Annotated in this window: 19 protein-coding genes; 7 read left to right on the forward strand and 12 right to left on the reverse strand. The window is 62.4% G+C overall.

From position 1 onward, the window contains the following. Window positions 1-234: 234 nt before the first annotated feature. Both ABEA12_RS02115 and ABEA12_RS02120 read left to right on the forward strand, forming a co-directional pair. Window positions 235-849 carry a hypothetical protein gene (locus ABEA12_RS02115; protein ID WP_210102202.1) on the forward strand — a complete coding sequence of 205 codons (615 nt, stop codon included), beginning with the start codon at window positions 235-237 and terminating at the stop codon, window positions 847-849. A 7-nt stretch (window positions 850-856) separates the two neighbouring features. Continuing rightward, a complete protein-coding gene (locus ABEA12_RS02120; RefSeq protein WP_210102203.1) occupies window positions 857-1,882 on the forward strand; it encodes an inorganic phosphate transporter in 1,026 nt (341 codons plus the stop codon). Between the two features lie 33 nt (window positions 1,883-1,915). Here the strand turns inward: ABEA12_RS02120 and ABEA12_RS02125 are convergent, their stop codons facing one another. The 5 genes from ABEA12_RS02125 to pstS all read right to left on the reverse strand — a co-directional run bounded on the left by ABEA12_RS02125 (window position 1,916) and on the right by pstS (window position 7,387). Beyond that, the gene (locus ABEA12_RS02125) at window positions 1,916-2,947 is read right to left on the reverse strand and encodes an Ldh family oxidoreductase (RefSeq protein WP_210102204.1); all 1,032 of its coding nucleotides are present in this window, start codon (window positions 2,945-2,947) and stop codon (window positions 1,916-1,918) included. Window positions 2,948-3,201: 254 nt separating this feature from the next. Then, a complete protein-coding gene (gene pstB, locus ABEA12_RS02130; protein ID WP_210102205.1) occupies window positions 3,202-3,981 on the reverse strand; it encodes a phosphate ABC transporter ATP-binding protein PstB in 780 nt (259 codons plus the stop codon). A gap of 55 nt (window positions 3,982-4,036) precedes the next feature. Beyond that, a complete protein-coding gene (gene pstA / locus ABEA12_RS02135) occupies window positions 4,037-5,188 on the reverse strand; it encodes a phosphate ABC transporter permease PstA (protein ID WP_210102206.1) in 1,152 nt (383 codons plus the stop codon). Further along, complete coding sequence (pstC, locus tag ABEA12_RS02140; protein ID WP_210102207.1) at window positions 5,188-6,120, reverse strand: phosphate ABC transporter permease subunit PstC; 933 nt, start codon at window positions 6,118-6,120, stop codon at window positions 5,188-5,190. Before pstC ends, pstA begins: the two co-directional genes overlap by 1 nt. 148 nt (window positions 6,121-6,268) lie before the next feature. Continuing rightward, window positions 6,269-7,387 carry a phosphate ABC transporter substrate-binding protein PstS gene (pstS, locus tag ABEA12_RS02145; RefSeq protein WP_210102208.1) on the reverse strand — a complete coding sequence of 373 codons (1,119 nt, stop codon included), beginning with the start codon at window positions 7,385-7,387 and terminating at the stop codon, window positions 6,269-6,271. Window positions 7,388-7,613: 226 nt separating this feature from the next. Between pstS and ABEA12_RS02150 the strand changes: the two genes are divergently transcribed. From ABEA12_RS02150 to disA, 3 genes are all read left to right on the forward strand, one after another. Then, entirely contained in the window at window positions 7,614-8,741 is a 1,128-nt protein-coding gene (locus ABEA12_RS02150) for an FUSC family protein (RefSeq protein WP_210102209.1), read from the forward strand. A gap of 57 nt (window positions 8,742-8,798) precedes the next feature. After that, window positions 8,799-10,190, forward strand: a complete 1,392-nt coding sequence (gene radA / locus ABEA12_RS02155; RefSeq protein ID WP_210102210.1) for a DNA repair protein RadA — start codon at window positions 8,799-8,801, stop codon at window positions 10,188-10,190. 113 nt (window positions 10,191-10,303) lie between these two features. Then, a complete protein-coding gene (gene disA, locus ABEA12_RS02160; protein WP_210102211.1) occupies window positions 10,304-11,380 on the forward strand; it encodes a DNA integrity scanning diadenylate cyclase DisA in 1,077 nt (358 codons plus the stop codon). A gap of 32 nt (window positions 11,381-11,412) precedes the next feature. On the opposite strand, the gene ABEA12_RS02165 is transcribed toward disA, so the two are convergent. Further along, window positions 11,413-12,036: a hypothetical protein gene (locus tag ABEA12_RS02165; protein ID WP_210102212.1), complete on the reverse strand. Its 624-nt coding sequence runs from the start codon at window positions 12,034-12,036 to the stop codon at window positions 11,413-11,415. Between the two features lie 103 nt (window positions 12,037-12,139). On the opposite strand from ABEA12_RS02165, the gene ABEA12_RS02170 reads away from it, so the two are divergent. Further along, window positions 12,140-13,129: an HhH-GPD family protein gene (locus tag ABEA12_RS02170; RefSeq protein ID WP_345466147.1), complete on the forward strand. Its 990-nt coding sequence runs from the start codon at window positions 12,140-12,142 to the stop codon at window positions 13,127-13,129. 29 nt (window positions 13,130-13,158) lie between these two features. Here the strand turns inward: ABEA12_RS02170 and ABEA12_RS02175 are convergent, their stop codons facing one another. The 5 genes from ABEA12_RS02175 to lysS form a co-directional block, all read right to left on the reverse strand. After that, the gene (locus ABEA12_RS02175; RefSeq protein WP_210102213.1) at window positions 13,159-13,665 is read right to left on the reverse strand and encodes an amino-acid N-acetyltransferase; all 507 of its coding nucleotides are present in this window, start codon (window positions 13,663-13,665) and stop codon (window positions 13,159-13,161) included. 133 nt (window positions 13,666-13,798) lie between these two features. Continuing rightward, on the reverse strand, window positions 13,799-16,312 hold the full coding sequence (locus tag ABEA12_RS02180; protein ID WP_210102214.1) for an ATP-dependent Clp protease ATP-binding subunit: 2,514 nt from the start codon (window positions 16,310-16,312) through the stop codon (window positions 13,799-13,801). A 228-nt stretch (window positions 16,313-16,540) separates the two neighbouring features. Further along, window positions 16,541-16,861 carry a histone-like nucleoid-structuring protein Lsr2 gene (locus ABEA12_RS02185; protein WP_210102215.1) on the reverse strand — a complete coding sequence of 107 codons (321 nt, stop codon included), beginning with the start codon at window positions 16,859-16,861 and terminating at the stop codon, window positions 16,541-16,543. A 120-nt stretch (window positions 16,862-16,981) separates the two neighbouring features. After that, the gene (locus ABEA12_RS02190) at window positions 16,982-17,158 is read right to left on the reverse strand and encodes a hypothetical protein (protein WP_210102216.1); all 177 of its coding nucleotides are present in this window, start codon (window positions 17,156-17,158) and stop codon (window positions 16,982-16,984) included. A gap of 1 nt (window position 17,159) precedes the next feature. Further along, window positions 17,160-18,629 carry a lysine--tRNA ligase gene (gene lysS, locus ABEA12_RS02195; RefSeq protein ID WP_425571716.1) on the reverse strand — a complete coding sequence of 490 codons (1,470 nt, stop codon included), beginning with the start codon at window positions 18,627-18,629 and terminating at the stop codon, window positions 17,160-17,162. 148 nt (window positions 18,630-18,777) lie between these two features. Between lysS and ABEA12_RS02200 the strand changes: the two genes are divergently transcribed. Next, a complete protein-coding gene (locus ABEA12_RS02200; protein WP_210102218.1) occupies window positions 18,778-19,650 on the forward strand; it encodes an alpha/beta fold hydrolase in 873 nt (290 codons plus the stop codon). A gap of 64 nt (window positions 19,651-19,714) precedes the next feature. On the opposite strand, the gene ABEA12_RS02205 is transcribed toward ABEA12_RS02200, so the two are convergent. After that, entirely contained in the window at window positions 19,715-21,718 is a 2,004-nt protein-coding gene (locus tag ABEA12_RS02205) for a M13 family metallopeptidase (protein WP_210102219.1), read from the reverse strand. Window positions 21,719-22,590: the final 872 nt, after the last annotated feature.

The following is a 22,590-nucleotide window of genomic DNA, read 5'->3' on the forward strand; positions in this document are numbered from 1 at the left end:
GTTTCCTAGAAAGCTGTAAGCACGGTGCCGGACCGCGGCAGCCCCGGGCTCCAAAATTCAGCCGCTACGAGCGGCCTTCCGCCGAGAGGCGCTCCCGGTTCGGCACCGTACACTTTCCCGGCCGCACGCGGCCGGCAGGACACGCTTCACGACGCCACGGTCGGGCTTGTTAACCTTCGATGCGTAAACTGGGCAACGTCCCGCTTTTCCGTTTTCCAGCCGGTGGTATTCCTCGTGAAGTTTAGCTTGTTCCCTTCGGACACGCGCGGTATCGATCTGTTGCGAGACCTGGCCACCGAAGTCCATCTATGCGTTGGCGTGCTCTCGGAAATGCTTGGCTCCGACGTCGAGGCCACCGTACTGCTGGAGGCATTGAACGCCTCGGAGGTCAAGACCACCGATCTCCATTACGCGGTGCTCACCCACCTGCGCACCAGTTACGTCAATCCCTTGCCACGCGAGGACGTCTACACCTTTTCCCGGTTGCTGCACGAGTCCGTCGAACAGCTCAGCGGTGCCGGCGAACTGATCGCCCACCTGGGCAACCGGCAACTTTCGCACCGCGCCGCCGAACAGCTCGAACTCATCGGAAGGCAGGCCGAGCTGACCACCCAGGCACTGGCCCAGCTCCAACGCCTGGACGACTTGGAAGACCTGTGGCTTGACCTTGTAAGAATTTCCAAGCGCGCGCACCGCACCCACCGGACCTGGGTGGGTGAAATCGGGGAGCTGAGCAAGGCGGGAACCATCATCCGCCATCGTTCGGTGGCCGAGCAGTTCCTTGCCTCCTCGCAATCCCTGCGGGCCGTGGCTGACCACCTCGGACGCGTCCTGGTCAAGGAATCCTGAGCGAGACGTGTTGAGCGGCCAATCCTTCATGATGTTCGTGGTGCTCCTGTGCACCTGCGCGTTCGCGTTCCTCAACGGGTTCCGCGACGCCTCCAACTCCATAGCGGTCGCCGTGCGCAACCGCGCATTGACCCCGACCTACGCCGTCTTGGTGGCAGCGTTTTTCACGTTCGTCGGCACCATGGCCTCCACCAGCTTCGGCGTCTACCTGGTCTCCGCAGTGGAACTCGGCGTCCCGGACGGCATCCCCGGCCTGGCGCTGTTGCTCTCCGGGCTGCTTGCCGGCGGCGCCTGGGGACTGTTTTGCTGGTGGCGGGGACTGCCCATTTCCTCCACCCACGCGCTGATCGCAGCCCTTGCCGGCGCCAGCGGCGCGTCCGCCCTGCTGGGTAACGACGGCGTGCATGACGCGTGGCGAATGCTTGCCGGCGGCGTGCTGTTGCCGCTCCTCTTCACCCCGCTGTTCGCCTTTGCCGCCTCCTGGGTGCTGGTCATCCCCGTCACCTGGCTGGTGCGCCATTCAACGGCTTCGGACGTCAACGGGGTATCGAGGGCAGGGCAGGCGGTTGCGGCCTGTGCCGTGGCACTGGGCAACGGGCTTCAGGACGGACAGCGCACCGGCGCCATGCTCACCCTGGCCCTGGTCACCGCCGGTGCCGCCCAGCCCGGGGCCATCATGCTCGGCCCCCAGCTGCTCGGTGCCGGTTGCCTGGCTGCCGGGGTGCTTTTCGGCGGCTGGCGCATCGCCCACACCCTTGCCTACAGGCTGGTTAACATCGACCCGTTGCGTGGCATGGTGGCCCAGACCGTCTCCGCGGCGATGCTCTTTTTCGGTGCCATGCTGATCCACTTGCCGATCTCCACCACCCAGGCGGTCACCAGTTCAATCGTCGGGGCCGGAACCAACCAGCGCTTCGAATCGGTCACCTGGCAGCAGGTCAACAAGGTGTTGCGGAACTGGCTTGCGACGCCACTGGTCTGCGCACTTCTCGGCGGGATCCTCTACCTTGCCATGCACCCGTTGGTGAGCTGAGGCGCGAGAACCAGCAGCCCCCTTCTGCTGTCGCTAGCGGACCAAGGTGCCTTCGGGCATTTGCAGCTCCAGCTCCACCGCGATCCGGCCCATCGCAGCCCACGTCTTGGCGTTCACGCCCACCAACTGCTCCCGGGAGTCCCCGCTGCGCAGCGATGAGCCCTCGCCCGGTACCCGGATCGGTGCGACGCCCTCCTGAAGCGGGCTCGATTTCACGTGGGCGATGAACTCCTCTACCTGCGCGGTGAAGCCGTCCAGCTCGCGTAGCTGCGCCACGTCGATCGCGATAATAAGGGTTCCCTGGTGGTCGGCCGTTTTCCGCTCCGAGACGGTCTCGGAGCCAGTCAGCGCCCCGCCAAGGGCTTCCACCAGCAAGGACAGCCCGAATCCCTTGAAGCCGCCAAAGGTCTTGAGCAGCCCCTCGGGGCTTACCCATTCGCCGGGCAGCTCCGTGCCGCGGTCGCGCTCCTCGGCCAATCGGCCGGAGGCAACCGTACTGGTGGCGAAATCAATGACCAGGTGCGGTGCGCTGCGCCGCGGCACCCCGGCGGCCAGCGGATTGGTCGAGAGGCGTGCCTTGGTGCCGCCCGGGGGCAGCACGACCTGTCCGGCACCGTTGTTGTTCCCGAAGACAAGGGTGGCAACTCCGGCGTTTGCCGCTTCCTCGCAGAAAGGGGCAAGCCTGCCGGCGTATTCACTGTTGCGCACCGCTACAGCGGCGATCCCGTTCGCCTTGGCTCGCTCGATGGCCAGCGCGGTCCCATCGCGCAGCGCAAAGTGCCCGTAGGTGCCGTTCCCGTTCATCCGCACCAGGGAACCGGTGTCCAGCTCGATCGAGGCCGTGGCACCGGGCTGCGCGAATCCCTTCAGCGCACGGTCGAGATATTCGGGAAGCCTGCGCATTCCGTGCGATGGATGGTTGGCCAGCTCGGAGTCGATCAGCTGGTCGGCCATGTAGGTGGCATCGGGCCCGGAGGCCCCGACGGCGGCCATCGCCGCAACGATGAATCCATGCAGGTCACCTGCCTTGCCCTGGTATCGGGAAACACCGGAATCTTGGTTCACGCTTTTTGTCCTTCTGCTTGTGGATCGGGGTTCGATGAACAGCCTACCCACGCCAGGGACCGCCGAACGGCGTACGGCCCAAACCCGGTTAAACGAAGCGACGGCGGGGCTGCGCACAAGAGTGCTGCGCGTGGCCCCGCCGTCGCGATCCCCCTCCAGGGACCCCCCGGAAGATCCCGCTTCCGGTACCGCCGATGCGGGACCATCGGTCCCGTCGGCGAATCCTTGTACTGCTTTGCTTCCCCGGTGCGGGGTTATCCGAAGCGGCCTGAGACGTAGTCCTCGGTTGCCTTCACCGACGGGTTGGAGAAGATCTGCGCGGTTTCCGCGTATTCGATCAGCTTGCCCGGCTTTCCGGTCCCGGCGATGTTGAAGAACGCTGTCTTGTCACTGACCCGCGCCGCCTGCTGCATGTTGTGGGTAACGATGACCACGGTGAAATCGTTCTTCATCTCATTGATCAGGTCCTCGATCGCCAGCGTGGAGATCGGGTCCAGGGCCGAGCACGGCTCGTCCATCAGGATCACGTCGGGTTTCACTGCGATGGTGCGGGCAATGCACAGGCGCTGCTGCTGTCCGCCGGAGAGCCCGGAACCGGGCTTGTCCAACCGGTCCTTGACCTCGTTCCAGAGGTTGGCCCCGCGCAGCGACTTCTCCACCAGGTTCTCGGCGTCGGAACGGGAGATCTTCTTGTTGTTCAGCTTCACCCCGGCGAGCACGTTGTCCTTGATGGACATGGTGGGGAACGGGTTGGGACGCTGGAAGACCATGCCGATCTGGCTGCGGACCGTCACCGGGTCGACTCCCGCCTCATAGAGGTTGTCTCCGTCCAGCAGCACCTCTCCCTCGACGCGGCCGCCGGGGATGACCTCGTGCATGCGGTTGATCGTGCGCAGGAAGGTCGACTTCCCGCAGCCTGAGGGTCCGATGAACGCGGTCACCGACTTCGCTTCGATCTCGATGTTGACGTCCTCCACGGCCAGGAAGCTGGAGTAGTAGACGTTCAGGTCCTTGACGTCGATGCGCTTAGACATATGGTGATCCTTAGGGAGTTTGGGTGTCTTGTCGAAAAGGTCGGAGCCGTTTGGCTCAACGACCCTTCTTGGGGGCGAACAGGCCGGCAACCAGGCGGGCGCCAAGGTTCAGCACCATGACCATGGCGATCAACAGCAGTGCGGCGGCCCAGGCGCGTTGGATCGATGGATCCACGTTGGTCGGCGAGGTCGGCGTGAGGATCTGGTAGTAGATGAACGTCGGCAGCGTCGCCATCCAGTTGGCAAAGACGTTCACGTTAATGTTGTTCGCCAACCCCGCGGTGACCAGGATCGGGGCCGTTTCGCCGATCACCCGGGCAATGGCCAGGGTCACGCCGGAAGCAATGCCGGAGATCGCGGTGGGAACAACGACCTTGGTGATGGTGCGCCATTTGCGCACCCCCAGTGCGTAGGAGGCCTCGCGCAGCTCGTTGGGAACGATCTTGAGCATTTCCTCGGTGGACCGGACCACCGTGGGGATCATCAGCACGCTCAGGGCCACCGCGGCAACGATTCCCATGCGGGCGGTGGGGCCCAGCAGCACCGCGAACAACGCGGTGGCGAACAGGCCGGCAACGATCGAGGGGATCCCGGTCATCACGTCGACGAAGAAGGTGATGGCCCGCGCCAGGGGTCCGTTCTTTCCGTATTCGACGAGGTAGATGGCGGTGAGCATGCCCACCGGGACCGAGATCACCGATGACCACAAGGTGATCAGCAGCGTGCCGATCACCGCATGGTAAGCCCCACCCAACACCGGTGTGCCGTTTTCGACGCTGGTGTTGTCGATGGCACCGGTCACCCCGTTCATGGAGTGGAACAAAAAGTGCATGTTCATGCCCGGCAGTCCCTTTTGAAGCACCGTGTACAGCACGCTGACCAAGGGGACCAGCGCGAGCAGGAACGCGGCGTAGACAAGGTTGGTGGCCAGGGCGTTCCGCCCGCGGCGCTTGCCCTCCACCGCGGTGATGATGAGGGTCGAGGCCACGACGAAGATGATTGCGGTGTAGATCGCAAGGGTGGCTACCGAGAAGCCGCCCAGGGTCGAGCCGGCGGCGCCCAGGATCAGCGAGCCGGCAGCGATGGCCGGGATGCCCCACCGGGGCAGGTGGCCCTTGGCCAGGGAGTTGCGCTTGCGGGCCATCGGCGGCCGGGGGCCCTTGTTGCGTGAATCGTTGGTGTTCTTGCTTGTGGTCACGGTACTCATCAGTTGGCTCCCGAGAAATCCTTGTGGCGGGCAATGATGGCCCGGGCGATCAAGTTGACCACCAGTGTGATGACGAACAGCACCAGGCCTGCGGCGATCAGCTCGGAAAGGCGCAGGCCGAAGGCCTCGGGGAAGTTCAACGCGATCTCCGCGGCAATCGTCTGGTTGCCGGATTTGATCAGCGACGGGATCATTCCGCCGGTGGAGAGCACCAGGGCAACGGCCATGGTCTCGCCCAGGGCACGGCCCAGGCCGAGCATCACGGCCGAGATGATCCCGGGCCGTGCGAAGGGAAGCACCGACATGGTGATCATTTCCCAGCGCGTGGAACCCAGGGCCAGCGCGGCCTCCTCATGCAGCTTCGGGGTCTGCAGGAAGATCTCGCGGCTCAGCGAGGTGATGATGGGAAGGACCATCACGGCCAGCACGATGCCGGCGGTGAAGATGGTCTTGCCCGTCTGCGAAGCCGGGCCGGCGAAGATCGGGATGAAGCCGAGGTTCTCGGCCAGCCATGCGAAGGAGGGAACCAATGCCGGTGCCAGCACCAGGTATCCCCAGGCGCCGTAGATGACCGAGGGGATCGCGGCCAGCAGGTCGATGACGTAGCCAAGCCCCGCGGCCAGGCGCCGCGGGGCGTAGTGCGAGATGAACAGGGCGACGGCGATCCCCACGGGGGTGGCTATCAGCAGCGCGATACCCGCTGCGATGACGGTGCCAACGACAATCGGGAAGATGTAGCGCCCGAAGCCCTCACCGCCGGTGACCATTGCGGGGTCCGCGGTAAAAGTGGGCAGCGCCTGGATGAACAGGAAGACCGCCACCGCAAGGAGGGTTACGAGGATCAGGATGCCTGCGCCAAGCGCGGCACCGGAGAACACCTTGTCTCCGGCTTGGCCCTTGGATCCGTTGCGCCGAAGCGCGTTGGTTGTCATATGGGTGAGCCTTTGGAAGTTGTGCACGCGGTTCTAGGGGGATCGTGTGGCCGTGTGCGCGGGGATGGTGGAGGGGGCAAGTGCGATGTTACTGTGCCCGCCGGGGAATATCGATTGCTCGAACTCCCCCGGCGGGCGCAAACACAAGCTAGGAACCGACCTTGATCGACTCGATCGACTTGATGGCCGCTTCGCTCATCTTGGCAGAGAGCGGCGCGTTGCCGGCCGAAGCGGCTGCTTCCTTCTGGCCGGCATCCGAGAGCACATACTCACCGAAGCCCTTGACCAAATCCGCGGTTGCCTGGTCCTTGTAGCTGGAGCAGAACACGTGGTAAGAGACCAGGATGATCGGGTATGACCCGGATTCGGTGGTGTCGCGCTTGAGGTCAAGGGACATATCCAGCGTGCTGCGCCCGGACACCGGAGTGGCGGCCTCGACACCCTTGGCAGCGGCCTCGGAGGAGATCTTGGTGTATTCCTCGCCGACCTTCACGTTCACGGTGCCCAGCTTGCCCACGGCGGAGTGGTCTGCGTAGGTGATGGCTCCTTCGGTCGCGGTGGTGGTTGCCACGACGCCCGAGGTGCCTTTGGCATTTTCGCTGGCCAGGTCCTTGGGCCAGTCCCCGGAGACCTCGTAGCCCCACACGTCCTTGGCCGTGGCGGCAAGGTAGTCGACGAAGTTCTCGGTGGTACCCGATTCGTCGTTGCGGTGCACCACGGTGATGGCCGTCTCCGGAAGGGATGCACCCTCGTTCAGCGCGGTGATCGCGGGGTCGTCCCACTTGGTGATTTCGAGCTTGAAGATCTTCGCGATCGTTGCCGCGTCGAGATTCAACGTCTCCACCCCGGGCAGGTTGAAGGCCACGGCGATCGGGGAAACGTAGGCCGGGACGTTGAAAGCACCCTCGGGGCCGCAGACCTGCTTCGAGGCCTCGAGCTCCTCGTCCTTCAGGTAGGCGTCCGAACCTGCGAACTGTGCACCGCCGGCCAAAAACGCCTTGCGGCCGGCACCCGAGCCGTCGGGGGAGTACTGGACCATGGTTCCGGCGTTGGCTGCCTCGAACCCTGACTTCCAGGCCTCCATGGCGGACTTCTGCGAGGATGCCCCGGAACCGGTCAGGGTGCCGGACACCGCCGCTGCGGAGGAACCTGGGTTGGAGGCGGCCGTGTCGGCAGTTGCTGTCGGGCTGTCCGAGCCGCAGGCTGTCAGTGCGAGGGCGGCGACTGTAAGAACAGCAGCCACTGGGCCAATGCGATGAAGCTTCACGAGTAGTCCTCTTTCAAATGCCTGTCGGTGATGGAACGAATCGTCCTTGTTCGTACCCGGCAATACGCACGCCGGCGTCTTGCCTCACTTCGAAGCTAGGCCCCGGAAGTGACCAGCTGACGCTATGAAGGTGAACACAAGATGAACAAAACCGTGGCTGCCGGGTGTTTCGCCTCATATCCCGCGCCTGGTCCTTCTGCGCCCGGAGCGTGACAGACTGGTCCCCATGGGTATCGCATCTTCGGCGAGTGGGGCATGGGCGTTCATCAAGCGCCGCAACCGTGCCGGTGCCCACCGGGCGCGCACCTCGTTGCCCAAGATCATCCAGATGACCGTTTCAGCGATCCTTGCGTATTGGATCGCCGAACACCTGCTGGGCCACGACGCCCCGATCTTCGCGGCGACCAGCGGCCTGCTGGTCCTGGGGTTCGGGACACAGACCACGGTTCGCCGAGGTCTCGAGGTCTCTATCGGCTGCACCTTGGGCGTGGCCATCGGGGACCTGCTGCTGACGCTTTTCGGAAGCGGCCTGTGGCAGGCCGCGCTGGTACTCTTCGTTTCATTGCTGCTTGCCAGGTTCCTTGATTCGGGTCCCATCTTCACGACGCAGCTGGGTTTGCAGTCGGTGCTCGTTGTGCTGCTGCCGCTCGGTGCCGCCGGCCCGTTCAGCCGTTCACTCGATGCGCTGATCGGCTCGCTGTGCGGCCTGCTGATCCTCATGAGCTTCCCCCGCGATCCACGCCGCACCCCCATGGCCGAACTCGGCAAGCTTCTCGCGGAGCTCTCCGGGGTGCTGCAGGAATGCGGGCGCGCGGTCGGCTCCTCGGATTCCACCCTGGCTTTCCACGCACTGATTCGCGCCCGCGGCACCCAAAAGCTCATGGATTCACTGCCGGCCGCGCTGAACATCGCCCGGGAGGTCGCCACACTCGCTCCGGCGCACCGTCGGCACAGAACGGACCTGGACCGGCTGAAGGTCGCGGCGGACAAGACCGACCTTGCGGTGCGCAATTCACGCGTCCTGGCCCGTCGGCTGACCACGGTGATCACCCATGGAGCGCTGACCGATCGCGGTGTCGAAGCCGTATCAAGCCTGTTGATGGAACTGGCCGAGGCCGTTGACGCTTTTGGTTACGCGGTCCTGGAAACCAGCGAGTCCGGGTACCAGCGGGCGGTGGGGCGCGCCAAGCGCGAGCTTTCCGAGTGTGCGGCCCGGCTGGATCCCAAGACGCTGCAGGTCAGCGGTCTGCAGGGAGAGGGGATGGTCTTGCTGCTGCGCCCGCTCGTCGTTGACCTGCTCGAGGCAACGGGCGCCAGGCACGATGATGCCGTGGCGACGTTGCCGCGCCTGTAGCGAAACCCCGGGGTTCGCGGAGGCGAAGTGTCGGTTCCGGGCACTATTATCTTGCACATGGCAAAGAACCCCCGTAGCAAGTCCACCCCCACGTACCGCTGCGCGGAATGCGGGTGGAGCACAGTGAAGTGGGTGGGCCGCTGCGGGGAATGCCAGGCCTGGGGCACGGTGGAGGAAATGGGCGCAGTCAGCGCCAAGACTACCGCAGCAACCACGGTCGCCTCCCCCGCGAAGCCGATCGGCGAGGTCGATGCCAGCGCAGCTTCCTACCGCAGCAGCGGCGTGGAGGAACTCGACCGGGTGCTCGGCGGCGGTTTGGTGCCCGGCGCGGTGATCCTGCTGGCCGGGGAGCCGGGGGTGGGCAAGTCGACGCTGCTGCTCGATGTGGCCGCCCGCGTTGCACGCACCGACCGCAGGGTCCTGTACATCACCGGCGAGGAATCGGCCGCACAGGTCAAGGTACGGGCCGAACGCATCGATGCGATGGCCGATACCCTCTATCTGACCGCCGAGACCGATCTGGGCATCGCCTTGGGCCAGATCGAAAAGATCGATCCAGAGGTGTTGGTCATCGATTCGGTGCAGACCCTGGCCTCGGCCGAGGTCGACGGGACCGCCGGAGGTATTTCCCAGGTCCGCGAGGTCGCCGCATCCCTTATCAACACCGCCAAGCGCAGGAACATGACGACCATCCTGGTAGGCCACGTGACCAAGGATGGCTCGATTGCCGGACCGCGGCTCCTTGAACACCTCGTGGATGTGGTCTGCCAGTTCGACGGCGAGCGCCACTCCCGGCTACGCCTGCTGCGGGCACTGAAAAACCGCTACGGCCCCACGGACGAGGTCGGCTGCTTCGATTTGACCGAGGGCGGCATTCAGGGCCTTGCCGACCCCTCGGGGCTTTTCGTCACCCGCACCAAGGACCCGGTCCCCGGAACCTGCATCACCGTTACCCTTGAGGGCCGCCGGCCCTTGGTCGCCGAGGTCCAGACCCTGCTCTCTCGGGCCGCTGCAGCCAATCCACGCAGGGCCACCAGCGGACTGGATGCGGCAAGGACCCAAATGATCCTCGCCGTCCTCCAGTCCCGCGCGCGGATGGATCTAGGATCCTTGGATTCCTATGTGGCCACCGTGGGCGGGGTGAAGCTCAGCGAACCGGCAACCGACCTGGCAACTGCACTCGCCTTGGCCTCGTCCATGCACAACCATCCGCTACCTCCGCAGTTCGTGGCCTTTGGCGAAGTCGGCCTGGCCGGAGAGGTCCGGCCGGTACCGGAGATCGGAAGGCGCATCATCGAGGCCGAACGGCTCGGGTTCCGCTACGCCATGGTCCCCGCTTCGCCGCACCCGCCCAAGAATATCCCCGACTCCATCCGTGTGTTTACCGTCTCCTCGGTGCTCGAGGCACTGGACATCGCCTTCGAACAACGCGTCAAGACCGGCCAATGACCCGCCCTTGGTAACAAAGGGATACCGAAGTCGGCAAGGAATGCTCGATTGGGCGAATCGAAGCCCTGCAATGGCCCTACGATAGGTAGAACTCCGCTGGAAGGAAATGGCCCATGTCGAAAAGCCCCGAAGATGCACTGCGCGCCACGTTGGCTCGCGTTGCACCCGGCACGGAGCTGCGCGACGGCCTCGAACGCATCCTGCGCGGCCGCACCGGTGCGCTGATCCTCTTGGGCCAGGACAAGGTGGTCGACTCGATCTGCTCAGGCGGCTTCGACATCAACATCGCTTTCTCCCCCACCCGGCTTCGCGAGCTGGCCAAGATGGACGGGGCCATCGTTTGCGACAAGGACGGCTCGAAAATCCTGCGTGCAGGGGTCCAGCTGGTCCCCGACCATTCCATCCCCACCCAGGAATCGGGAACCAGGCACCGCACGGCCGAACGCGTGGCGATCCAGACCGGTTTCCCCGTTGTCTCGGTCTCGCAGTCGATGCACATCATCGCCCTGTACGTCCAAGGGATCCGCTACCTGCTCGAGGGCTCCGAACCGGTGTTGGCGCGCGGAAACCAGGCACTGGCAACCCTGGAGCGCTACCGCTCGCGCCTTGACCAGGTCACCGGTGCATTGTCTGCGGCGGAAATCGAGGCCGTTGTCACGGTCCGCGATGTAGCAGCGGTGCTGCAGCGACAGGAAATGGTCAGGCGCATCTCCGAGGAGATCGCCCAATACGTCCTTGAGCTGGGTGCTGATGGACGATTGCTTGCCCTGCAGCTCGACGAGCTCTCGGCGGGGCTGGGCCCGGGGGCGGACCTGCTGTTGAAGGACTACTCGAATCTGGGCCGCGCGGAGCTGGACATCGAAGCGGCGCTAAGGAAGCTTCAGGCCCTGGACAGCACCGATCTGATCGACCTGGGCAAATTCGCTTCGATCCTGGGCATCAGCCCCGGCATTGATTCACTCGAGGCCGTCGTGACGCCCAAGGGCCACCGTTTGCTGGCGGGGATCAAGTCGGTGCCGCGGGCGGTGTCCGACCGGCTGGTCAACAATTTCGGCGGCTTGCAGCGGCTGATGGCGGCCAACATTGAGGACCTGATGGCAGTGGACGGGATCGGCGAACAGCGTGCCCGCACCGTGCGCGAGGGCCTCTCCCGCGTTGCCGAGTCCTCGCTGCTCGACCGTTTCCTCTAGGCCGGCCGGTCCAACGAACCCGTCTCTGCGGCCTACTTCAGCTCGAACTGCGTGGTTTCGCTTGTCAGTTCCCCGAGTTTCGCGGTGAATCCGTACCAACCCGGTCGTGGCTTGGCGGTCACGGACTTGCAGCCCGGTGCACTGCGCACCCGGGTCCAGGTAAAGCGTGCGGTTTCACTGGCACCGGGCTTGATAGTGATTTCCGTGTCGGTGGGGTCCTGCACGCAGTCCGAGGTGGCGAAAATCCGGTCTTTCCCGCTCATCACGGAAAAGTCCTGTTGGCTGGTTCCCACATTGACGTTGCAGTCGAACTTGCCCTGATTCTCGATGGTCATCACCAGCACTGGGTTCTCCGCCGGTCCGTGCGTGTCGTGTGCCGTGGAGGCGGTGATGCCGATGTCCCCTTCGAGGCAGCCCGTGGGCTCCACGGACGGCTCCGCCGATGGTTCTCCGGAGGCACCGCTCGAACCGCCGGCGACTCGTTCCGGCCCTGCCCCGTTGGCACCGGGATCGCTGGGGCGCAGCAGCGAGGCAATACCGATTCCGGCCCACAGCAAAAGCCCGGCAACGACCACCATGGCGATGAGCACCGCCAGTCGACGACGCCGATAAACCCGTGCGGAGGGTCGGGTGGATCGGACCTGCTTTTGTGCCATGCCTCAAGGCTACGAAACCAAACGTTTTCCCCTCGACTCCCACGCCGCCAGCTAGAGTGATATCGCTAGCATTCGTCTTCGAGCCAAAGGATCTCCGCTCATCGTGCCCCACCCCGAGCTGCCCCTGCTCCACCGGGAAATCACCGCGTGGTACGCCTCGAACGCCCGCCAATTGCCGTGGCGTGAGGAATCGGCCACACCGTGGGCCTTGATGGTCTCCGAGTTCATGCTGCAGCAGACTCCTGTGGTGCGCGTGCTACCGGTCTGGGAAGCATGGATGAAACGCTGGCCCACCCCGGCCGCGTTGGCGGCAGACCCTGTAGGGGAGGCGGTGAAAGCATGGGGCAGGCTGGGCTACCCGCGCCGGGCGCTGCGCCTGCATGCCGCGGCGTTGGTGATCACCACCGAGCACGGAGGCAAGGTCCCGGGCAGCGAGGACCGATTGCTTGCGCTTCCGGGGGTCGGGACCTACACGGCCGCGGCCATCGCCTGCTTCGCGTTCGGGATTCCCACGGTGGTGGTCGACACCAATATCCGTCGGGTCCATGCCCGTTTGGTAGGAGGCAAGGCACTGCCGGAACCAAACCAGAACGCCGCCGAGCTCGCCTTGGCCCAGCGCCTGCTTCCGGAGTCCTCCCCCGCAGACGCAACCGCGACCAAGCTGGCCAACGCTTGGAACATCGCGGTCATGGAACTCGGCGCTCTGGTCTGTACTGCACGTGCTCCGCGCTGCCACGGCTGTCCGGTCATGCAGCAATGCGCGTGGATCGCCGTGGGACGCCCTGAACCCCATTACAAGCCCAAGGGCCAGCCGTGGCATGGCACCGACAGGCAGGTGCGTGGGGCCATGATGGCCGTGCTCCGGCATTCGGAGGCCCCCGTGGACAGGGCAGACCTGTTAGGGGTCCCTGATTTGGCCGTGGATACAGGTCGCAGGTTGAATCCGGCCCGTGAGGCGGGTGAGCGCCATCGAGCGTGGACCGATCTGCATGCGTTGCCGGCGGCATCGGAACAACGCGAACGGGCATTTGCCTCGCTACTAGCCGACGGGTTGGCGAAACAGGGTGCGGACGGCGTCAGTCTCCCGCGCTAGGTGAATCGCCGGCAGACGGCTTTCCTCTGCTAGACGTATGTGATCATCCGGGTATTGCCCAGCGTATTGGGCTTGACCCGAGCCAGGTCGAGGAATTCGGCAACGCCCTCATCGGTGGAACGCAGCAGCTCCGAATACACCTCGGGGTCAACAGCAGACTGTTCTGCCATCACCAAGAACCCGTTGCGAAGGAAGAATTCGACCTCGAAGGTCAGGCAGAAGACCCGTGAAACCCCCAATTCACGCGCTTCAGATAGCAGTTTTTTCAGCAGACGGCGGCCCACCCCATGACCCCTCCATTGCGCGTTAGAGGCCAGTGTGCGGACCTCGGCGATGTCCTCCCACATCACGTGCAATCCTCCACAGCCAATGACGTTGCCCTCCGCGTCCTCGGCTACGAAGAATTCCTGCAGGTTCTCGTAGTAGGCGACTGCTTCCTTTTCCAGCAGCACGCGGTCCTCGGCCAACGGCCTGACAAGCTCCCGGATACATTTCACATCGCTGGTCCTGGCGCGCCTGACGATAAAGGATTTCATCTAAGTATCCTATGCCCGGCCGCTGCACCGACTGTGATTCATGTAGCTGGCCCGCAAGACTCCCGAAGTTAAAAAAATGTCTGGGGAGACCTCCAGACGGAGGTCTCCCCAGACATTTTCTGCGGCATTGTGCCTAGCTTTCGATGGCCACCGGAGCGGCTTCGCCCTCAAGCTGCGGGGTTGGGTCCTCGCCGTGGAAGGTGAACTTCGCTTCGTCGCCTTCCCCTTCGACATCGACCTTGATGTGCTGGCCGGAGACCAACTCACCAAAGAGGATCTTCTCGGAGAGCTGGTCCTCGATGTCGCGCTGCATCACGCGGCGCAACGGCCGGGCGCCCATGGTCGGGTCGTACCCGCGGGTCGCCAGCAAAATGCGGGCCGCCGGCGACAACTCGATGGTCATGTTCCGGTCGTCCAAGCGCTTCTGCAAGCGGGCCAGGAACAGCGCCACGATCTCCACGATCTCGTCCTGGGTCAGCTGTGGGAAGACCACAACGTCGTCAACACGGTTCAGGAACTCGGGACGGAAGTGCTGGCGCAGCTCTTCCTGGACCTTCGCCTGCATCCGGTTGTACCCGGTGCGGGTGTCGGTGGCCGACTGGAAGCCGGTCATTACGCCCTTGGAGATGTCGCGGGTGCCTAGGTTCGTGGTCATGATGATCACGGTGTTCTTGAAGTCGACCACGCGTCCCTGGGAGTCGGTCAAGCGACCGTCTTCCAGGATCTGCAGCAACGAGTTGAACAGGTCCGCATGGGCCTTTTCAACTTCGTCGAAGAGCACAACAGAGAACGGACGGCGACGGACCTTCTCGGTGAGCTGGCCGCCTTCCTCATATCCGACGTATCCCGGAGGAGCACCGAAGAGACGCGAGACCGTGTGCTTCTCCGAGTACTCGGACATATCAAGGGTGATCAGTGCGTCTTCCTCTCCGAAGAGGAATTCCGCAAGCGCCTTGGCCAGTTCGGTTTTGCCGACGCCGGTCGGACCGGCGAAGATGAACGAACCTCCGGGGCGGTTCGGATCCTTCAGTCCGGCGCGGGTACGGCGAATGGCCTGAGAAATCGACTTGATTGCCTCATCCTGGCCGATGACCCGCTTGTGCAGCTCGTCTTCCATGTTCAGCAGTCGCGTGGATTCCTCCTCGGTCAGCTTGATGACCGGGATTCCGGTGGAGTTCGCAAGAACTTCCGCGATCAGGTCGGCATCGACCTCGGCAATTTCGTCGAGCTCACCGTTCTTCCAGGCGGTTTCCTTCTCCCCGCGGGCTTCCTGGAGCTTGCCTTCCTTGTCGCGCAAGGCAGCTGCACCCTCGAAGTCCTGAGCGTCGATGGCCGCTTCCTTCTCCAGCCGGACGGTGGCGATTTCCTCGTCCATGGCCTTGAGCGCAGGCGGGGCAGTCATGCGGCGAATGCGCAGGCGGGCTCCGGCTTCATCGATCAAGTCAATGGCCTTGTCCGGCAAGAAGCGATCGGAGATGTAGCGGTGAGCCAGTTCGGATGCTGCCGACAATGCCCCATCGGTGATGGAAACACGGTGGTGTGCCTCGTAGCGGTCGCGCAGTCCACGCAGGATCTGCGTGGTCTCCTCCACCGTGGGTTCCTTGACCTGAATCGGCTGGAAGCGGCGTTCAAGGGCCGCGTCCTTCTCGATGTGTTTGCGGTACTCGTCAAGCGTGGTCGCACCGACGGTCTGCAGCTCGCCGCGGGCCAGCATCGGCTTGAGGATCGAGGCCGCATCGATGGCTCCCTCGGCAGCTCCGGCACCCACCAAGGTGTGGATCTCGTCGATGAAGAGAATGATGTCGCCTCGGGTACGGATTTCCTTGAGGACCTTCTTCAGGCGTTCCTCGAAGTCACCTCGGTAGCGCGAACCGGCAACGAGGGAGCCGAGGTCAAGGGTGTAGAGCTGCTTGTCCTTGATGGTTTCGGGGACATCGCCGCGCACGATGGCCTGGGCCAGGCCCTCGACTACGGCGGTTTTACCGACGCCCGGTTCACCGATGAGGACGGGGTTGTTCTTGGTGCGGCGGGAGAGGACCTGCATGACGCGTTCCATCTCGAACTCGCGCCCGATGACGGGATCGAGCTTGCCTTCTCGGGCCGCTGCGGTGAGGTTTCGGCCGAACTGGTCGAGAACCGCCGAACCCGCGGGGGTTCCTTCGGTCTGGCCCCCGGAGCTGACTCCCGCACCAGCGGTTTCCTTACCGCCCTGGTATCCGGAGAGAAGCTGGATGACCTGCTGGCGGACCCGTGACAGGTCAGCGCCAAGCTTCACCAGGACCTGGGCTGCAACGCCCTCACCCTCGCGGATCAGGCCAAGCAGGATGTGCTCGGTACCAATGTAGTTGTGGCCCAGCTGCAGCGCTTCGCGCAGCGAAAGCTCAAGTACCTTTTTGGCACGAGGCGTAAAGGGGATATGACCGGAGGGAGCCTGCTGTCCCTGTCCGATGATCTCTTGGACCTGCTCACGCACGGCACCGAGGGAAATGTTCAGCGACTCAAGGGCCTTGGCCGCTACTCCCTCGCCTTCATGGATGAGGCCGAGCAAAACGTGCTCGGTTCCGATGTAGTTGTGGTTGAGCATGCGCGCCTCTTCTTGGGCAAGCACGACAACGCGACGGGCACGGTCGGTAAATCTCTCAAACATGCGGCACACTCCTAGCTAACACGTATTTCGATGCTACGCATCAAATTCGGACAAGTGTTGCATGTTCGCCCAAGGGATAACATTGTTCACCCTCGGCGTTCAGAAACGGATTAAACAACTTCGGGGGATCGCATCCATTGACATGGATGCGATCCCCCGAACGCTATCTGCATTCCCCACAGAGTATGGAAGCCCGTGGCCCCCTGGAACCGTCAGGTACCGAAAGTGTTACTTGGACTTTGAACGCGGTTTTTTTGCCATCGCTGCGTGGTAGGCGGCGATAACGTCCGCCTGAAGGCGTCCACGAGTGTTGACCTTGACGTTGTTCTCCTTGGCCCAGGCGCGGATGGCCGGCGCTTCCTTCGGGGTGAACTGCTTGGAGGTTCGTGCAACCTTGATATATGGCTTAAAGGCCTCACGAAAAGCATCTGCATGTTCCTCGTTGAGGTCAATTTCATAATGCTGTCCACCGATGCCGAAAACGATCGACTCTGTTGCCTCGGAACCATCGATATCATCAATCAAAGCGATTTGGACCTGACGTGCCATTATCGGCTCCTCATTGTGTAGGGAATTAACCTGAACCATTAAACGACATTAGTTCACGCTTACACCCACATCATAAACACAAGAATGCATCATTCAGCAAGTAGAAATAGAAGCAATCAGTTAATTATCTGATTTTGGACTTTTGTTGTCCTTATGCTGAGCGGACAGTCTGATCTGTTCGTCTACTTTGGCTTCTGCAGCACGCTCGCTGCGATCCACATTGGAAACAGCACGGATGACAAACCAAAAGACCAGAGCAACAACAATCGTCGGCACAAGTGCTTCAATATACGGCATTTTAGGCCTCCGGCTTAAGCAGTGGGAAAAGAATGGTCTCGCGGATTCCAGTATCGACAAAGAGCATCACCAAACGGTCAATTCCCAAGCCAATACCACCCATCGGCGGCGCACCGTATTCCAGCGCACGCAGGAAGTCTTCGTCCAGCTGCATTGCTTCGTCGTCGCCGTCGGCTGCCATGCGGGCCTGTTCGGTCAGACGCGCGCGCTGGATTACCGGGTCGATCAACTCGGAGAAGGCAGTACCGCGCTCCATGCCACCAATGACTAGGTCCCATGCTTCGATGACACCGGGCTTGCTGCGGTGCGGTCGTGCCAGCGGCTGGGCCGCCGGCGGATAGTCGTACACGAATGTGGGATCTATGAGTGTGGGTTCAACTATTTCGCCAAACAACTCGATAACGAGCTTTTCCGCATCCCATTTCGGATCGACATTAACATCGCGTTCTTCGGCAATTTTGCGTAGCGTTCCTGCAGAAGTTTCAGGGGTGATTTCCTGGCCGACTGCTTCGGAAAGCCCGGGGTAGACACCAAGCCAAGCCCATTCCCCGTCGAGGTTGATAGTGCCCTTGGAGGTCTCAAGCCGACGCCCGGCGCCGACTGCATCGGCGGCGTTGAGAATCATCTCCTTGATCCGCTCGGCCATCACGAACTGGTCGGCATAGGCCTCGTAGGATTCCAGCGTCGTGAATTCCGGGGAGTGCGTGGAGTCCACGCCTTCATTGCGGAAGATTCGTCCCAGCTCGAAGACGCGGTCGATGCCTCCAACGACTGCACGCTTGAGAAACAGTTCGGTGGCGATGCGCAAGGTCATTGGCTGGTCAAAGGCGTTCAAGTGCGTTGTGAACGGACGCGCCGAAGCGCCACCGTGAATGAGTTGGAGCATCGGGGTCTCAACCTCGACGTAGTCCCGTGCATGGAGGGTGTCGCGCACCGCACGAACGATGGCCGCTCGCTTGTAAACCATTTCGCGGGCTTCATCCCGCACGATCAGGTCGGCATAGCGCTGACGGACGCGGGTCTCCTCACTGAGTTCTGCGTGCAGGACGGGCAACGGTCGCAGCGCCTTGGAGGCCATCTGCCAATCAGTGGCCATGACCGAGAGCTCACCGCGACGGGATGAGATGACCTCGCCGGTGATCAGCACATGGTCGCCCAAATCGACCAAGGCCTTCCAGTCGGCGAGTTTCTCTTCGCCAATGTTTGCCAGGGAGAGCATGGCCTGGAGCCTGGTTCCGGTGCCTTCGGGCCCGCCTTCCTGCAAGGTCGCAAAGCAAAGCTTGCCGGTATTGCGCATAAAGACAATGCGTCCCGCTATGCCCACGATCAGGCCCGTGGTGATATCCGGTTCAAGTTCGGGGAATTTTGCCCGGATCTCGTGCAGCGAGTGAGTGCGCGCAACGCCCACTGGATAGGCTTCTTCTCCGCGGGCCAAGAAAGCGGCACGCTTGTCCATGCGCACCTGGCGCAGGTTGTTGGTCTCGGTGCGGTTGGCTACTGGGGCAGTTTTTTCGGCAGTCACAATATCTAATTCTAGTCCGAATAATCTGAGTACGGGCTGGGAGGTGCCCAGCACCACGCCATCGCCCTTTTACGACCCCGATTAGGATGGATTCATTATGGAAGAAAACATCCTACCGACCGCCGACGGTGGCTCCTTGGCACTGTATTCGTATGGCAATTCCCAGACACCCGGGCACCGCCGGATCCTCGTTGTGGGCGGGGCGTTCCTGACCGCAGCTATTTATCGGCCGTTCGCTGCTACCCTGAGCTCCAGGCTCGGTGACGGCTGGACCGTGGATCTCTACGATCGCCGAGGCCGCGGGAAGTCAACTGAGCAGCCTGCCGATTACTCCATGGACACCGAGATTTCCGAAGTTGCCCTGATGCTCGAGTACACCGGGGCGCAAAACCTCTTTGGGCACTCCCTCGGAGGCGCCGTGGTGCTCAACGCGGTACGCAGCTTCTCTGAAACCGCTTCGAAGGCCCACGGGGCCGTGCCGGCACGTTTGGCGGTTTATGATCCGGCCATCAACCTCGATGCGTCACTCGACACGACATGGTTGAGGTCATTCACCGCAGACGTGGCTGAAGGAAGAAACAGTCGTGCATTGGCACGCATGGAACGCGCGATGCAGTTTTCCCCTACGTTAAGCGAGGTTCCCCAGCCCATCCTTGCTGCGTTGCTTGCCTGCACGTCGAAAACGAGGGCAGGCAAGCTGGCACGCACGCTGTTGCCCAGCGGTGTAGGCGAGCTTAGGGCGGCCTTGGAGGAATCCCAGCCTGCAAACAGTTTCTCGGTGCTTCCGCGGAATACCCATTTCATGGCTGGGGCCAAAAGCGCCAAGTACTTTCGTTCAACTGCGCGCCAGCTCCATGCGGTGGTTCCAGGATCCAGTTACCTTGAAACCCCCAAGGGCACCCACGGAGCTGTTCCGGCCGCTTTCAAGGGGTTGCTCGATGACATCGGTGACTACTTCACCCAGTCATAGGCAAGAGCCGGCGATACCCCTGTCGTCCCGATCCCGGAGCGCCGGACAACAGCGGCATACTTGGTTACCAGATCCGGACACGGTCCTCAGTGTCCAGCCACATGCCGTCCCCCGGCTTGGTGCCAAAGGCTTCGTGGAACGCATCCATGTTCTTGGTCACTTGGTTGCAACGGAATTCGCCGGGTGAGTGCGGGTCGGTAGTGATACGGGTGACCATCGTTTCAGGACGCATCAGCGTACGCCAGCATTCGGCCCACGAGTAGAAGAAGCGCTGGTCGCCGTTCAGTCCGTCAATCTCCTCGTCGGTTTCCAGGCCACGAGCGACCAGATCCAGCTTGTAGGCCGTGTAGGCGATTCCCAGGCCGCCTAGGTCCCCGATGTTTTCTCCAAGGGTGAGCTTGCCGTTGACGTGGTGCTCGGGGGCCTCCGGTGGCACCAGCGCATCGTATTGGTCAACCAGTTTTTCGGTGAGTTTTTCGAAAGCTTCCCGGTCCGCGTCGGTCCACCAGTTCTTCAGCTCTCCGGTCCCGTCGAACTGTGAACCTTGGTCATCGAAGCCGTGACCGATCTCGTGCCCGATAACTGCCCCGATTGCTCCGTAGTTTGAGGCCGCATCACGGTCGGCGTCAAAGAACGGAGAGCGCAGGATGGCTGCTGGGAACGCGATTTCATTGAGCAGCGGGTGGTAGTAGGCATTGACGGTCTGCGGGTACATGAACCACAGTTCGCGATCTACGCCGTCGTCGATCTTCTTGAGTTCACGGATGAATTCGAATTCGTTGGCAGCAGCGAGGTTGGAAATGACGTTGTCGGCAACGGTTGAAATGCTTGAGTAGTCGATCCACTCGTCCGGATAGCCGATCTTGGGACGGAACATGGACAGCTTCTCCAACGCCTTGTCCTTGGTTTCGGGGCCCATCCAAGTCAGCTCGCCGATCGATAGGCGGTAGGCAGCAATGAGGTTGGCGACCAGGGCATCCATCTCTTCCTTGCTGCGCTGTGGAAAGTGCTCGGCAACGTAGAGTTGGCCAATGTCCTCGCCGACAGCACCCTCGGTGAAGGCCACCCCGCGCTTCCATCGTTCACGCAACTCCTGGACGCCTGAGAGCTTGGCCGAGTAGAAGGAGAAGTTCTCATTCACGAATGCACTGGAAAGGTACGGAGCGTTGGAACGGATCAGCCGCACGGCAAGCCAGTGCTGCCAGGCTGTTAGGGGCTCACTGCCAAGGACCTGCTCAAGGCCCTTGAGGTAGCTTGGCTGCCACACGTCCACCTCGCTGTGATACTTGCCGTCGATACCTGCGCCTGCAAACCACTTAGCCAGCGAGGGGCTGTGCTCAAGAAGCGTTGCCGAGGTCATGAGGTTGTAGCGGGCCTGGGCATCGCGGCATTTCACGCGATCCCAGTGGTGCGCAGCCAGCGCGCTCTCCAAGGCGACCACGTCGCGTGCGGGCCCTTCGGTGTCCGTTATCTCAACGAGGGCCAGCAGCCGTCCCAGGTGCACCTGATATTCGCCCAGGAGTTCGGCAAACTGCTCCTCGCGATAGTAGGACTCGTCGGGCAGTCCCAACCCACCTTGGATGATCGTCAGTAGGTTGCGCTCCGGAGAGCCGGCATCCGAGCTCGCCCCGGCCTGGATGAATCCGGAAACACCCCGACGGTAGAATGAACCGCTAAGGCGGACCAGTTCTTCGATGGTGGTTGTGGCGTAGATGGCGGCGAGATCGCCGCGGATGGGGTCAACACCACTGGCCTCAATACGTTCTTCATCCATGAAGCTGGCGTAGAGGTTTGCGATGCGAATTTTGCGTTCGTCGACGGTACCGTCGGCGGCATGAGGATGCGTTTGGGCGTCTTCGATAATGGTCCGCACCGCTGCTTCGGAGTCATCGCGCAGCGCCATGAAGGAGCCGTAGCTTCCTTGGTCAGCAGGTATCTCTGCGCTGGAGAGCCAGGCGCCATTGGCGTGACGATAGAGGTCGTCCTGCGGGCGGACATTCTCGTCGCGGTGGTTCTCGCTCTGTTTCGGATCCCCGGCGCTGGTTGCAACTGACGAGTCGGTGCTCATTTTGGTCCTATCCATTCATCCGTGCGCATACAACGTACGTCACGGATCTGGCTGGCACCGGCTCGAAAGCGGGGCGGGATAGTAAGAGCCAAGACTCGGACGGCGCATGCGGCGTGTTCTACATCTCAAAGACTCACTGTACGCGTCTGAAGCAACAATTTGACATTCTTCCACTGAGTTATTCCGCCGGTGAAACGATCCGGGGCCGGCACAGGCACGGAACCCACAACTGAGCCACAATCACGCGAAGCGGATTGAGGAGACCCCGTTGGCGCATCCACCGGAATCCAAGCCATCCGCAGCGTTGGCGCGATGGAAACCGGGTCTGCTGCCAAGGACAACCGAGGAAGGCATCCGATTTCCCATTGCGCTTGGCTGGGTACCTTGAACGAACGTCTCGTGGATCCATTGGTAACCATGAATAGAAACCTATGGCGGACAGGTCAGACCGGATGGCAAGTCGGATCCGCTCGTGCCACGCATCATTCCCCGAGGAGGCATCCTGACGTGACCTGTTTTCATGGAGGTTATTCACATGTGCTGTGGATAACTTCTACGAGCGCGTTACCGATTGATTCGTAAGGATCAGGGGTTAACGCACAAAGGCACCCGGTGACAGCCGGATGCCTACAAACAGTGAATCTCCGTCCCCTGAATCAGGATGAAGGCGCGCAACTCGCCTGAGCTCCAGCTACAAAGGGCGAGCGCGTGGAGCTTGGATACGATGTCCGTTTTCTCGTTCCACGGGTTAAACATCGGAACCCCCGAACACACAGTGTTCAGGGGTTCCGGGACAAATTGTCCGGCGGTGACCTACTCTCCCACACCCTCCCGAGTGCAGTACCATCGGCGCAGTGGGTCTTAGCTTCCGG

Source organism: Paeniglutamicibacter antarcticus, assembly GCF_039544305.1.
In the GTDB taxonomy this organism is placed as follows: domain Bacteria; phylum Actinomycetota; class Actinomycetes; order Actinomycetales; family Micrococcaceae; genus Paeniglutamicibacter; species Paeniglutamicibacter antarcticus_C.

Coding starts and splice junctions, on each gene's coding strand:
- pstC (WP_210102207.1), bottom strand. CDS start 6,120: ATGACAACCAACGCGCTTCGGCGCAACGGATCCAAGGGCCAAGCCGGA.
- ABEA12_RS02175 (WP_210102213.1), bottom strand. CDS start 13,665: ATGAAATCCTTTATCGTCAGGCGCGCCAGGACCAGCGATGTGAAATGT.
- ABEA12_RS02200 (WP_210102218.1), top strand. CDS start 18,778: ATGGAAGAAAACATCCTACCGACCGCCGACGGTGGCTCCTTGGCACTG.
- ABEA12_RS02185 (WP_210102215.1), bottom strand. CDS start 16,861: ATGGCACGTCAGGTCCAAATCGCTTTGATTGATGATATCGATGGTTCC.
- disA (WP_210102211.1), top strand. CDS start 10,304: ATGTCGAAAAGCCCCGAAGATGCACTGCGCGCCACGTTGGCTCGCGTT.
- pstB (WP_210102205.1), bottom strand. CDS start 3,981: ATGTCTAAGCGCATCGACGTCAAGGACCTGAACGTCTACTACTCCAGC.
- ABEA12_RS02165 (WP_210102212.1), bottom strand. CDS start 12,036: ATGGCACAAAAGCAGGTCCGATCCACCCGACCCTCCGCACGGGTTTAT.
- ABEA12_RS02180 (WP_210102214.1), bottom strand. CDS start 16,312: ATGTTTGAGAGATTTACCGACCGTGCCCGTCGCGTTGTCGTGCTTGCC.
- ABEA12_RS02205 (WP_210102219.1), bottom strand. CDS start 21,718: ATGAGCACCGACTCGTCAGTTGCAACCAGCGCCGGGGATCCGAAACAG.
- ABEA12_RS02150 (WP_210102209.1), top strand. CDS start 7,614: ATGGGTATCGCATCTTCGGCGAGTGGGGCATGGGCGTTCATCAAGCGC.
- ABEA12_RS02190 (WP_210102216.1), bottom strand. CDS start 17,158: ATGCCGTATATTGAAGCACTTGTGCCGACGATTGTTGTTGCTCTGGTC.
- radA (WP_210102210.1), top strand. CDS start 8,799: ATGGCAAAGAACCCCCGTAGCAAGTCCACCCCCACGTACCGCTGCGCG.
- pstA (WP_210102206.1), bottom strand. CDS start 5,188: ATGAGTACCGTGACCACAAGCAAGAACACCAACGATTCACGCAACAAG.